Genomic DNA, 12695 nt, shown 5'->3' on the forward strand with positions numbered 1-12695 from the left:
ATTATCGCTATAGATCATCTCGGCAAACCAGTGAACAAATGTAAAAAAAGCGCCTTACTCTCGTAAGACGCTTTAAAAGGTTAAATAGCCATTGCTGCAAATAAAATCAACGCTCTATTTTCGGCCAAACACGACATCTGCCACATCACGGTAGCGCTTGGCAAAGTGCACCGTCATGCCCTCTTTCAGGTAGTCCGGCAACTCTTCGTAATCGCGCTTGTTGGCGTCGGGCAAAATCAATTCAAAAATATCGCTGCGTCGCGCGGCAATGACTTTCTCACGAATACCGCCAACGGGGAGCACTTGGCCGGTTAACGTTAGTTCGCCGGTCATCGCCAAAGGCCTATCGATCGCATGGTGCTTGGCCAGCGAGAGCAGCGCCGTGGTCATGGTGACACCCGCCGAAGGGCCATCTTTCGGCGTGGCGCCCTCGGGTACGTGCAAGTGTACAAACGCCGAGTCAAAGAAGTCGGTATCGGCACCATACTCCTGCAGGTGGCCCAGGGTATAGCTGTAAGCGATATTGGCGGACTCCTGCATCACTTCGCCTAACTTACCGGTCAGTTTAAAACCACGATCCAGTGAGTGTACTTTGCCTGCTTCGATGGGCAATGTTGCCCCCCCCATGGAAGTCCACGCCAGGCCGGTCACTACCCCTTCGCCGGTGAGCACTTTCTCCTTACGGAAAATCGGCGCACCTAAGAACTCCTCCAGGTTTTTAACTGATATCTTGACCGTTTCAGACTCCTCTTCGAGCAGTTTAACGGCCGATTTACGCACAATGCGGTGCAGTTGCTTCTCCAGCTGGCGCACTCCGGCTTCCCGGGCGTAGCCTTCAATGACCTGCTTTAAAGCCGCATCGGAGAGGCTGATCCTCTTTTTCGTCAGGTTGTCGCGCTTGAGCAGCTTCGGCCACAGGTGGTGCTTGGCAATCGCCAGCTTCTCTTCAGCGATATAACCGGAGAGGCGGATCTGCTCCATACGGTCAAGCAGCGGCCCTGGAATCGAATCAAGCGTGTTGGCAGTGCAGATAAACAGCACCTTGGAGAGGTCCATGCGCACATCAAGATAGTGATCAAGGAAATCGACGTTCTGTTCGGGATCAAGTACTTCCAGCAGCGCCGATGCTGGATCGCCCTGAAAGGACTGCCCGAGCTTATCGATTTCATCCAGCATGATAACGGGGTTTTCGACCTCGACCTCTTTAAAGGCTTGCACCAGTTTGCCGGGCATAGCGCCCACATAGGTACGCCGATGGCCTTTAATTTCCGCTTCATCGCGCATACCACCGACTGAGAAACGGTAAAACTGGCGCCCTAAGGCTTCGGCGATCGAACGTCCGATGGAGGTTTTGCCTACCCCAGGAGGGCCTACCAACAATACAATCGAGCCGCCTACGTCGCCTTTGAAAGTACCCTCGGCCAGAAATTCGATAATACGCTCTTTAACGTCTTTCAAACCGTCGTGGTCGCGATCCAGCACCTGGCGGGCATGGGGTAGATCCAACTGATCCTGGCTGGTCACTCCCCAGGGCAGCGAGGTTAACCAATCCAGGTAGTTACGCGTGGTGCCATACTCCGGCGAACCGGTTTCCAACACGCTGAGCTTATTAAGCTCATCGTCAATACGCGATTGAACACGCTCGGGCACTACCAGTGACTCCAAACGCGCTCTAAAGGTATCTACATCGTTTTCTCGATCACCTTTGGAGATACCCAATTCACGCTGGATGACCTTGAGCTGCTCGCGCAGGAAGAACTCGCGCTGGCGATCCTGCATTTGCGCGTTTACCTGCTCGCTGATCTCGCCCTGTAGCAACGCAACATCGATCTCTTTTCGCAGCAGCGGCAGCACTTTCTGCATCCGCTCTTCTACCGAAAGTGTTGCCAGCACATCCTGAAGTTCGGGGCCTTTGGCGGAGGTAATAGCGGCGGCAAAATCGGTCAACGGCCCCGGCTGATGAGGACTAAAGCGGTTGAGGTAGTGCTTGAGTTCTTCACCGTACAGCGGGTTAATCGGCAGCAGCTCTTTAATGCCGTTGATGATCGCCATGGCGTAGGCGCGGGTCTCTTCGTTCTCCGCATCAACCGGCTCTTTAGGGTAGGTCACCTCGACGAGGTAAGGCGGCTCTTTGGAGAGCCAGCGGGTAATTTTAAAGCGCTGAAGCCCTTGAGCGATAAACTGAATCTGATCGTCTTCGCCCTTAAGTTTGTGCACTTTGACCGCAGTACCGATCTCCGGGAAACCTTCGTGATCCAGGGAGGTGACACCCTGCTCGCCCACAAAGGCAACACCCAATGTGTGGTGCGGCGTGTTACCCACACGGCGCATGGTCTCTTCCCAGCGCTCACGATTAATCACCAGCGGCTGTACCTGGGCGGGGAAGAACGGCCGGTTATGAATAGGCAGGAGGTAAATGCGTTCGGGCAGCATTTCGCTAGCGGGCACCAGAGAGTTTACCCGCTCGCCGTCTGAGCGGTACTCACTTCCTCCCTGCTTACTATCGGGCTCTTGAGAGCTTTTTTCAGTCTGTTCGTTAGAGTGGTTTGCACCACTGTCTTCACTACTCTCTTCACTACCGGGGGTGTCATCAGTAGTGGATGACTGCTCATCATCAAGTTGCCAATCAAGATGTTCAGCGTCGTGTTCGTAATCCTGATCGCTCATGCGTCCTCCAATGAACCGATACCGGCGGTGAGAACCGCCTAGTGTTGTCCATGGAATGCGGGCAGTGGGCCAAAACTTCAACCCTTCGCGAGTAGAACAGTCAGTTTAGCGGCGCTCCCTGCGACCGTAGGTAAACTTTTCTTTTAAAATTATTGAGGCCAAAGCTCGGGCATCGGGCGCCCATTGATACGCCAAACGCCACGCACCACATCAAACTGCAGCTCCCGAGTACCCAGGGGCAGGCCTAACCATAATGCGGCGACGGTAGGCGCATCGTGCCAGGTAAAGTCGCCATCAATACGCTCCAGCCATTTCGCCTGCTCTTTCTTTTTGTCGAGGTTAACCACACTCAGCTCATCCAACTGGCGGGCATCAAAAAACAGCGCGCCATCCGCATCCAGGCGAATACCCAACAGCGGACTGTCGATGGCGATGGTCATGACATCTAAACGTGGCGAGTCGCTAAGCACTTTGCGCAGATCCGGCTCCAACCGGGCCAGCAACCCTTCGGCCATAGGTAGACTAGCGTCTCCCCAGGCGGCTTCCTGGCGCAAACGGCGAATCAAGTGGCGAACCGCATCGGCATTCAAACGCGAAAGCTCCATCTCTATGCGGCCATTGAGCAGCGGCATATCAGGCGCTTGAGAAGGCACCATCACATCGCCCACTTCAAGCTCGCCTTTGATACGGAGTTCGCTCTCATCCAGCACCATATGGCTGTTTAGATCGAGAGGTGAAAACTGGATATCGTAGGAGGGGTAGCTGAGCGTCAGCGTTTCAATATGCAGGTGATCGCGTTGAGCAAAGTGGTAAGCATCATCAATATAAGTATAGCGGCTTTCGAGCACCGTGGGGCCTATCGCAAGCTGGGCCATACCGTCGGTCAGGGTAAGTTGATCAAATAACGCGCGTAGTCGCCAATCGCCAAACACGCCTTCCAAGCGCAGCCGACCACCGCGGACGGCTAAATCGCGGCCATTTTGTTGAATCACAAAGGGGGCAAGGGCAAGGCGCAATTCGCTATGACCGCTAAGGGTGTGATAGCGCCCCTGCCAACGCGGCACAGAGGGGGCGGTGACCTCACCCACGGCTTGCTGCAGAACGGTATCGAGACGTGGTAGTACGGTGCCTTCGACATCCGTGCTTAAAATACCGTGCCGCGCGCTATACGTGAGCTCAAGGCGCCAGGGTCGACCCAAAAGCGGTGACAGTATCACCCTGCCTTGGGAGCTTAACCACCCTTGATGACTCTCAGTACGATTGACGCGCCACTCGCCCCGCGCCTCCAGATCTTCGAGCGCTTGGCGTAGACTGCGCTCAAACAGCACACTGGAGAGTAGCTGCGCTGCCATCCACACTACGGCTATAATCGCCAGCGTGGGGACAATCAGACGTTCCTTGCGCATGCTACCTCCTTGAAGCCAACGCCTTGCAGCCAATGCACTCGAAAAAAGTTATCAACCGCTCCTGATCTCTATTTACCACTTACCACTTACCACTTACCACTTACCACTTACCACTTACCACTTACCACTTACCACTTACCACTTACCACTTACCACTTACCAAGTTTAGTGTAGCCAGAACCACAGGTGCATAGTACTCCAGGCGTAGGCCCCTGCCATCACGTCATCGATCATAATACCAAAGCCGCCCGCCACGCGGCGGTCAGCCCAGCGAATCGGCCAGGGCTTAAAGACATCGAAGATGCGAAATACCACAAATCCCCATAGCGCAGCCTCCCACGAAAAAGGCACCGCCGCCATGGTTAGCCAGTAACCCACAAACTCGTCCCACACGATACCCGAGTGATCGTGTACCCCTAAATCGTGGGACGTTTTATCACATAGCCAAACGCCGACAATAAAGGCAACAAAACAAATACTCAGGTACCACCCCAGGGGCAGTTCCGCCATCATCCAGTAGAACGGAATGGCCGCTAGCGTGCCAAAGGTACCCGGCGCCCAAGGGACAGCACCGCTACCCAAGCCGAAGGCAAAAAAATGTGTTGGGCGACGCCAGACACTTTTCGGTGCATGATTCATGGCGCTTCCCCACTAAAATGCTGCCAGCCGGCATAGCCGCTGACATAACGACTCAGTTCACTCTGGCCAGAGGCAGTAACGCCTAACGCTTCACTGCAGTGGCCGATGACGGTCAGCGAGAGACCCAATGGCGCTAAACGTTGTTGCGCCTCTGCGACGTCGTCAGCGCCGAGGGTAACAAGCAGTTCGTAATCATCCCCGCCGGAAAGTGCCGCTTTTAGTGCAGCTTCCCGACCTAGGGAGCTTTCCAGTTCGTCCGCCAGTGGTAAGGCGTCTAGCGCGATGACGGCTCCGACCTGCGAAGCGTCGCGAATATGCGCCAAGTCGGCCAGTAGCCCATCGGAGATATCCAGTGCAGCGGTGGCTAAGTCGCGCAACGCCAGGCCCGCCGCTAAGCGCGGTTGTGGCAATAGGTAGCGACTTAACAATGGATGCGCCAGATCGCGCTCGCCCTGCTGCCAAAGCGCCAGCCCGCCTGCCCCACCACCTAGTGCACCGGTGACAGCGATCAGATCTCCCACCTGGGCACCGCTACGGGTCAAGGCTTCGCCCACCGGGAGTTCACCCATCACAGTAACGCCTATGGAAAGCGCACCGGAAGTGACATCGCCCCCCACCAGCGTGGTGGCGTGCTGCTGACAAAGCGTATGAAAGCCTCGCGCATAGTCTGTAAGCCAAGCATGGGTGGCTTCATCATTGGTAAACTGGCGCTGATCAAGGGTTAACGCCATCAAACACCAACGCGAAGTCGCCCCCATGGCGGCCAGGTCGCTCAGCGCAACGGCCAAGGCACGGTGACCCACCGCAAATGCTGATGCTTCGCGGGGAAAGTGTACATCCACCACCGAGGTATCAACGCTCACGACCAACTGTTGGCCTGCTTGCGGCAACAGCAGCGTGGCGTCGTCTCCACATCCCAGTGTGACGCCATTTGACGCAGCCGACGCCTCCTGCGACGACATAAAGTAGCGTCGAATCAAATCAAATTCGGCAAGCACAAAGGCCCCTTAAACGCATTGTCATACCGCTCGCGTTCAGAGACGACGAGCGCTGACCTCGGCACTGCGCAAGCGAATAGCCAGCTTGTCGAGAATGCCGTTCACGTATTTATGGCCATCGGTGGCGCCAAATGACTTAGCCAGCTCAACGCCTTCGTTAATGACGACACGATAAGGTACTTCCATGCGGCGGGAAAGCTCGTAAGCGCCCAACCGTAGGATGGCCAACTCTACCGCATCGAGATCTTCTAAGCGGCGGTCTAGCAGGGGAGAGATTTCACGATCCAGTTCCGCTTTGAACCGCACGGTATTATGGAGTAACTCGTGAAACAGCGCCTTGTCGGCGATCTCCATCACCTTGACCCAATTTTCGTGATCTTCCAGGTCATCGTCGGCGACCTGGCTACGAAACTCGGCTTCAATGGTGGTAATGGATTTACCCGTCATGTGCCATTGATAAAGCCCCTGCACCGTTAATTCCCGCGCCGCGTGGCGGCCCTGCTGAGCGGCAGAGGGTTTACGCTCGCTCATTGGGTATCTCCTGACGGTAGCGCACGGAGCAGAGAGACCATTTCCATCGCGGCCATGGCAGCTTCGGTGCCTTTGTTACCGGCCTTGGTGCCTGCACGCTCAATCGCTTGCTCAATGGTTTCAACGGTTAACACGCCGTTAGCCACCGGGGTATCAAACTCAAGCTGCAGGTGATTAATCGCCGTATTGCAGCCGCCCGCCACGTATTCAAAATGCGGTGTGCCACCGCGAATGACCGCGCCCAGGGCAATCACTGCGTCGGGTTTCATTACCTTCAACACGCGCTTCACCGCCAGCGGGAGTTCCCAGGCGCCCGGCACGTGAACAATGTGGATATGCTCGGCGTCGACACCGTGACGGGTCAAGCTGTCGACGGCGCCTTCCACCAGGCTATCGACCACGTGATGGTTAAAACGGCCGACCACGATGACATAGCGGCCATCGACATCAACAAACGTACCTTCAACTTGAGTGAGGGAGTGCATCAATTTATTCCTGCTGAATTAGTTCTGCTGAGAAGTTGGTTCATACGCCGTGTCATTAGGGCCCAGACGCTCTACGACTTCGAGGTCAAAGCCGGACAGCGCCGAAAACTTCCACGGTGAACTAAGTAATCGCATTTTACCCACGCCTAAATAGCGCAGAATCTGAGAACCGGTGCCGATGGTCAAGTAGTTACCGGCACCGTCGGAGTCGCTGGTACGCGGCTGGCGCACGCGATCCAAAAAGATATCCAGTTGGTCTTTCAAATCCTGGTGCGGGCGGCCGTCGTCAATCAACACAAACACGCCTGGCGCGGCACTGGCAATCTCTTCCAGCGCGCGATGGGCATCCCAGCGGCACTGTTCGTCTTTCATCAAGCCCATTACATCGCGCAGCGTATCAGTCAGATGCACGCGCACCGTGGTGGCCTGTTCCGGCGTGGGCTGACCGTTCACCAACGCCAAATGGTGAGCGCCCTGGATACGATCACGGAACACGTGCAGCTCAAGCTCGCCATGGGAGGTCATGACCGTTGACGCTTCCAGATGATCGATGGTCTGTTCGTTAACGATACGGTAGTGAATCAGATCCGCGATGGTACCGATCTTAATACCGTGCTCCTGGGCGAAGGCTTCAAGCTCGGGGCGGCGCGCCATGCTGCCATCATCATTCATAATCTCGCAGATTACACCGCTAGGGTCACAGCCCGCCAGTGCCGCCAAATCACACGAAGCTTCCGTATGCCCGGCACGGCGCAGCACGCCGCCCGGCTCGGCCATCAGCGGAAAGATATGGCCTGGCTGAACGATATCAGAGGGCTTTGCATTGGGTGCCACCGCGGCTTGCACGGTACGCGCACGATCTGCAGCTGAAATACCCGTCGTGACGCCTTCGGTTGCCTCAATGGAGAGAGTAAACTTGGTGCCAAAACCGGAACCGTTATCACGCACCATTAGCGGCAGATTAAGCTGCTCACAGCGGGCGCGAGTCATCGGCATGCAGATCAAGCCGCGGGCGAAACGGGCCATAAAGTTGATATGCTCGGCCTGCACTTTTTCGGCGGCCATGATGATATCACCTTCATTTTCGCGATCCTCATCGTCCATGAGAATCACCATTTTGCCCTGGCGGATATCGTCCACCAGCTCGGCGATAGGGGCTAAGCCTCTAGAGGAGGGGTGCGCCATGGAATCTCCAATAAGTGTTGTCACGATAGCTTGTCAGGATAGGTTATCGAGAAAGAGTGTCGCGAGAGTGAGTCACGATTTTGCGCGTCAGGGTACCTTGCTCTCGCAAAATTCGCCAGATGCGCTAGTCGCTAGAGGGGATGCGATAATGCGCCAATCGCGCCCTACTGCTCGCATATCGTGAATGGTTAACCGCCGCTGATCGGCCATACGTGAGAGCCCTGGCAGCGCAAAAAGGGGCCGTGCTTCGCCGCCTAACAATGTGGGGGCAACAAACAGCTGTAGCTCATCGACCAACGCCGCATCGAGCATAGCGCCCGCCAATGTCGCTCCGGTTTCCACCAGCAGTTCATTAACCTGTTCATTTTCGGCTAACCACTGCAGCATTGCCACTAAATCGATACGGCCATCGCTACCGGAGGGTAACACCTGTACTTCAGCGCCCGCCTGAGTTAACCGTTCCCGCTTCTCTTCCAAGTGGTCTGATGTGGTGATCACTAGCGTACGCCCAGGCTCGCTTAAACAGGCTGCCGCCAGAGGTAGGCGCAAGTGGGTATCTAAAACCACCCGCAGGGGCTGGCGGCGAACCACTTCGTCTGCGTTGTTAAGCTGTAACTGCTCTGCTCGTAACGTCAGCCGAGAGTCGTCCATAATGAGCGACTCAACGCCGCTTAATATCGCGCTGGAGCGTGCCCGTAGCCGCTGCACCTGGGTGCGTGCTTCAGGCCCGGTGATCCACTGAGACTCCCCCGACCCCATGGCGGTACGACCATCTAGACTCATCGCCATTTTCAGGCGCACAAAGGGACGCTGCTGGGTCATGCGAGCAATAAAGCCGGGATTCAGAGCGCGCGCGTCACTCTCTAATAACCCCACCGCCACCTCAACACCCGCCTCTTCAAGCAGACGAATACCGCGGCCACTCACCTGCGGGTTCGGATCCACCATGGCAACCACTACCCGCGACACCTTCGCTTCCTGGAGCGCCACCGCGCAGGGGCCAGTGCGGCCGGTGTGGGAACAAGGCTCCAGGGTGACGTACGCGGTCGCGCCCAGGGCTTGCTCACCAGCATCATTCAACGCGTGAATTTCGGCGTGGGGTTCACCGGCACACAGGTGAAAGCCTTCACCGACAATCTGCTCGTCACGCACAATCACACAGCCGACTCGCGGGTTGGGATCCGTGGTGTATAAGCCTTTTTGCGCCAGTTGCAGCGCCCGCGCCATATAGCGGTGGTCGGCTTGGCTAAAGACAGCACTCATTTTGACGACTCGCTGCCATGGCCCAGTCGGGAAGAGGGCTCTTGGGACAGCCGGTCAATTTCAGCGCGAAATTCATCCAGATCCTGGAACTTGCGATATACCGAAGCAAAGCGGATATAGGCTACGTGATCGAGGGTTTTAAGCGCTTGCATGACCGACTCGCCAATATCACGGGCGTTGATTTCGCGATCGCCCCGGGCACGTAAGGTTTGGCGGATGCGCTCTACCGCCGCTTCAATGGCTTCTGCACTGACCGGACGCTTTTCCAGCGCACGCAACATACCTGCCCGCAGTTTGGCTTCATTAAAGCTCTCGCGGGAGCCGTCGGACTTCACCACCCGCGGCATTACCAATTCTGCGGTTTCGTAGGTGGTAAAGCGCTCTTGGCAGCTCGCACACTGGCGTCGACGGCGTACCTGATCACCATCCGCTACCAGGCGCGAATCAGTCACTCGAGTATCGTTTGCACCACAAAAAGGGCAATGCATGGCGGTCAACCTGTTGTCAGCTCGTGTCGGCGTACCGCACGAGTTAGCGTGTTATAACCTGTCAATGTGTGTGCTATTAATAGCGTTTTAGCAGTAGTAACTGCCACAAGCTAATGTATCTTAGCGTTTAAACGCGGTATCAACCTCGTATTGTAACGATTTGGCACACAAGCTGCAGCGTTTGTGGCAGATTGTTTATCAGGAGCTACCCATGCCCCCCTTTGAGCAGACCGTTAACGACTACCTCAGCCACCTTTATGGCCCCAGGGCGGGGGAAGTGCAGCGCCGTTTAAACCAGCGTCTAGCGCATTTTCAGTCGCTTGCCCCATTTCCATCCAGCTCCGGTAGAACCAGCACTAAAAACGCACCCTCTTGGAGCGAAAAAGATCAGTGGGTGATCAGCTACGGTGACTCGATTATTGAAGATGGTGTGCCGCCGTTGGCAGTGCTTAGCGATTTTCTTCAAGCGCGGTTGGGCGATCGCATCAGCGGTGTACATGTACTGCCCTTCTTTCCCTGGAGCAGCGACGACGGCTTTTCGGTGATCCACTACCGGGAAGTGAACCCCGATCTTGGTGATTGGTCGCACATCCGCGAACTCGCCAGCCATTACGACTTAATGGCCGACCTGGTGCTCAATCACGTCTCACGGGAGTCTCTCTGGTTTGTGGATTACCTGAGCGGCAGCCTGCCCGGCCGCGACTACTTTATCGAAGTCGATCCAGAGACCGATGTCTCCCAGGTGGTGCGCCCACGCAGCAGCCCGCTGCTGGTGCCCATTTCCACCCGGCGTGGCACCCGCTACCTGTGGGCGACGTTCTCCGAAGACCAGCTTGACCTGAACTTTGAAAATCCGGATGTGCTGCTGGAGTTCGTGGGTATTTTGCTGTTCTACCTGGAGCAAGGAACGCGGATTGTACGTTTGGATGCGGTGGCCTTTCTGTGGAAGCGGCTGGGTACTGCCTGCATTCACCTGCCGGAAACCCACACTGTGGTGCGGCTGCTACGAGCGATTGTGGATCACGTGGCCCCAGGTACCCTGTTAATCACCGAAACCAATGTGCCCCACCAGGAAAATATCAGTTATTTTGGCTTGGATCGGTTGCCAGCGGGGGGCCCCGACGAAGCCCATATGGTGTATCAGTTTGCCCTCCCCCCGCTGCTATTGCACACCCTCACCCGGGGCGAAGCGAGCACCTTACAAACCTGGCTTGCCAGCCTTCCGGTACTGCCCGACCAATGCACCTACCTCAACTTTACGGCCAGCCACGACGGCATTGGCGTGCGCCCCTTGGAAGGTTTATTGCCCGATCACGAGCGGGATGCGCTGCTGGAGCTGATGCACCGTTTCGGAGGCTTTGTCAGCATGCGTAGCAACCCCGATGGCAGCGATACGCCCTATGAGATCAATATCACCTGGTTTGAAGCCATGCGCGGCACCCGCCGCGGCCCCGACCCGTGGCAGGTAGCGCGTTTTCTATGCAGCCAAGCAATTATGCTGAGTTTGCAAGGTATCCCCGCGCTGTATATTCACACCCTAACTGGCACACTCAATGACGTGGAAGGCGTTGAGCGCAGTGGGCGGCTACGTTCGATCAACCGCCGGCGCTGGCAGCGTAGCGAGCTAGACCTGCTGTTAGATAGCCCTTCAACGCCCACCCACGATGTTTTTCACGCCTTAAACCGGCTATTAGACCAGCGCCGTCAAGAGCCCTGCTTTCACCCCAATGCCGCCCAGCGGGTGTTAGTCTCGGCACCGGAACTGCTGGCGGTAGAGCGCGGCCCACTGCACGATGGCCGCCGATTACTGGCGCTGTACAACGTCACCGATCTGCCGCTTCCCTTAGAAAACGTGGGCGAGGCAGTTACCCAGGCACTTGAAAAACACGCCTGGCAAGCGCTGGATCCTGGCAACCCATGGATTCCCGAAGGCACGCTACCGCCATACGCGGTACGCTGGCTGGTAGCTGATCGTTAATGCCATTTCGTTAATACCATTGAGAAATCTAAAGTTTCAAAAACCGTAAACTTCAAAAACCGTAAGTTGCGACATATTGCCCCAGTTATAAAGCGCATAATCCCTAAATAATGTTGTGCTGCGATAATCGCAACACGGCATTATTTTAGGGATTGCCAGCACTAAGGCGGCGGTTATTAAATCTCTAGCCTCTCACTCTTATTCAAACAAGGCGCTGCAATGCACTTAAAACGTCACGCTGGCATAAGTGGTTTTCTCCTGCTGGCAGGATTGGTCGGCACCTCTGCGAGCTATGCCGATGAGCTCCCCGCCCCTATTCAGGCACTTGCCGACCAAGGCTTGGAAATTCATGGTCAATTCGATGCCCCCGGAGGGTTGCGCGGCTACGGCGCCAGCGTGCAGGGCCAGGACATGGCGATTTACCTGACGCCGGATGGCGAGCACGCCGTGGTGGGTACGCTAATGGATAATGAGGGGAATGACCTTACCGAAGCGCAACTGGATGAGCATGTACGTGCACCGCTAGAGGCACAAACATGGCAGCTATTAAGCGAAAGCCACTGGGTACAGGACGGCAATGTGGATGCCCCCCGGGTGATTTACACCTTCACGGATGCCAACTGCCCCTACTGCCGTCAAATGTGGCAAGACGTTCGCCCCTGGGTGGAAGCAGGTGAGGTGCAGCTACGCCATATCATGGTAGGTATCTTAGCACCCGACAGCCCTGGAAAAGCAGCCGCTATTCTCGGCGCCGACGATCCAGCGGCGACACTGTATGCCCATGAAAGCGGCCAGCAGGAAATCGAAGCTAGTGCCCAACCGAGAGAAATTGAAGAGCAGGTGTACGCCAATAACCAGTTGTTCGAAGAGCTGGGCCTATATGCAACCCCCACTTCCGTTTTTCAGCGTGAAACAGAGAACGGGGCCGTGCGTCTTGACCGTATTCAGGGTATGCCCAGTGATGAGCGGCTGATCGAGATGATGGGCAGTGAAACACCTTGATGAACTTAGCCTGCCACCGCTAGCTGAGATTGCCGCGTCGCTGCGCTCCTCGC

At 56.2% G+C, this 12695-nt stretch carries 11 protein-coding genes; 2 read left to right on the forward strand and 9 right to left on the reverse strand.

Going from position 1 to position 12695, the window contains the following annotated elements; genetic code table 11:
- Positions 1-114 precede the first annotated feature (114 nt).
- The 9 genes from lon to nrdR form a co-directional block, all read right to left on the reverse strand.
- On the reverse strand, positions 115-2667 hold the full coding sequence (gene lon / locus K7H09_RS22820) for an endopeptidase La (RefSeq protein ID WP_027958812.1): 2553 nt from the start codon (positions 2665-2667) through the stop codon (positions 115-117).
- Positions 2668-2816: 149 nt separating this feature from the next.
- Positions 2817-4073 (reverse strand): DUF945 family protein, encoded by a 1257-nt coding sequence (locus tag K7H09_RS22825; RefSeq protein WP_027958811.1) that lies wholly within the window; start codon positions 4071-4073, stop codon positions 2817-2819.
- 165 nt (positions 4074-4238) lie between these two features.
- On the reverse strand, positions 4239-4712 hold the full coding sequence (locus K7H09_RS22830; RefSeq protein WP_009288468.1) for a phosphatidylglycerophosphatase A family protein: 474 nt from the start codon (positions 4710-4712) through the stop codon (positions 4239-4241).
- On the reverse strand, positions 4709-5710 hold the full coding sequence (gene thiL / locus K7H09_RS22835) for a thiamine-phosphate kinase (protein ID WP_230806115.1): 1002 nt from the start codon (positions 5708-5710) through the stop codon (positions 4709-4711). The genes K7H09_RS22830 and thiL overlap by 4 nt, the downstream gene beginning before the upstream one ends.
- Before the next feature lie 36 nt (positions 5711-5746).
- Positions 5747-6241, reverse strand: coding sequence for a transcription antitermination factor NusB (gene nusB, locus K7H09_RS22840; protein WP_007114491.1), 495 nt, complete (start codon positions 6239-6241; stop codon positions 5747-5749).
- A complete protein-coding gene (ribH, locus tag K7H09_RS22845) occupies positions 6238-6726 on the reverse strand; it encodes a 6,7-dimethyl-8-ribityllumazine synthase (protein ID WP_007114490.1) in 489 nt (162 codons plus the stop codon). The genes nusB and ribH overlap by 4 nt, the downstream gene beginning before the upstream one ends.
- A gap of 18 nt (positions 6727-6744) precedes the next feature.
- Positions 6745-7911: a bifunctional 3,4-dihydroxy-2-butanone-4-phosphate synthase/GTP cyclohydrolase II gene (gene ribBA, locus K7H09_RS22850; protein ID WP_027958809.1), complete on the reverse strand. Its 1167-nt coding sequence runs from the start codon at positions 7909-7911 to the stop codon at positions 6745-6747.
- 87 nt (positions 7912-7998) lie between these two features.
- A complete protein-coding gene (gene ribD, locus K7H09_RS22855) occupies positions 7999-9174 on the reverse strand; it encodes a bifunctional diaminohydroxyphosphoribosylaminopyrimidine deaminase/5-amino-6-(5-phosphoribosylamino)uracil reductase RibD (protein WP_230806119.1) in 1176 nt (391 codons plus the stop codon).
- Complete coding sequence (nrdR, locus tag K7H09_RS22860; protein ID WP_022519727.1) at positions 9171-9662, reverse strand: transcriptional regulator NrdR; 492 nt, start codon at positions 9660-9662, stop codon at positions 9171-9173. The genes ribD and nrdR overlap by 4 nt, the downstream gene beginning before the upstream one ends.
- A 211-nt stretch (positions 9663-9873) precedes the next feature.
- Between nrdR and K7H09_RS22865 the strand changes: the two genes are divergently transcribed.
- Together K7H09_RS22865 and dsbG are read left to right on the forward strand one after the other, a co-directional pair.
- A complete protein-coding gene (locus K7H09_RS22865) occupies positions 9874-11640 on the forward strand; it encodes a sugar phosphorylase (RefSeq protein WP_230806121.1) in 1767 nt (588 codons plus the stop codon).
- Between the two features lie 219 nt (positions 11641-11859).
- The gene (gene dsbG / locus K7H09_RS22870; RefSeq protein ID WP_039860598.1) at positions 11860-12642 is read left to right on the forward strand and encodes a thiol:disulfide interchange protein DsbG; all 783 of its coding nucleotides are present in this window, start codon (positions 11860-11862) and stop codon (positions 12640-12642) included.
- Positions 12643-12695 lie beyond the last annotated feature (53 nt).

This window comes from Halomonas sp. IOP_14 (assembly GCF_021021315.1).
Taxonomy (GTDB): domain Bacteria; phylum Pseudomonadota; class Gammaproteobacteria; order Pseudomonadales; family Halomonadaceae; genus Vreelandella; species Vreelandella titanicae.

Bases quoted from the DNA above. Each gene is read 5' to 3' on its own strand.
- lon (WP_027958812.1), bottom strand. From the start codon at position 2,667: ATGAGCGATCAGGATTACGAACACGACGCTGAACATCTTGATTGGCAA.
- K7H09_RS22825 (WP_027958811.1), bottom strand. From the start codon at position 4,073: ATGCGCAAGGAACGTCTGATTGTCCCCACGCTGGCGATTATAGCCGTA.
- K7H09_RS22830 (WP_009288468.1), bottom strand. From the start codon at position 4,712: ATGAATCATGCACCGAAAAGTGTCTGGCGTCGCCCAACACATTTTTTT.
- nusB (WP_007114491.1), bottom strand. From the start codon at position 6,241: ATGAGCGAGCGTAAACCCTCTGCCGCTCAGCAGGGCCGCCACGCGGCG.
- ribH (WP_007114490.1), bottom strand. From the start codon at position 6,726: ATGCACTCCCTCACTCAAGTTGAAGGTACGTTTGTTGATGTCGATGGC.
- ribBA (WP_027958809.1), bottom strand. From the start codon at position 7,911: ATGGCGCACCCCTCCTCTAGAGGCTTAGCCCCTATCGCCGAGCTGGTG.
- ribD (WP_230806119.1), bottom strand. From the start codon at position 9,174: ATGAGTGCTGTCTTTAGCCAAGCCGACCACCGCTATATGGCGCGGGCG.
- nrdR (WP_022519727.1), bottom strand. From the start codon at position 9,662: ATGCATTGCCCTTTTTGTGGTGCAAACGATACTCGAGTGACTGATTCG.
- K7H09_RS22865 (WP_230806121.1), top strand. From the start codon at position 9,874: ATGCCCCCCTTTGAGCAGACCGTTAACGACTACCTCAGCCACCTTTAT.
- dsbG (WP_039860598.1), top strand. From the start codon at position 11,860: ATGCACTTAAAACGTCACGCTGGCATAAGTGGTTTTCTCCTGCTGGCA.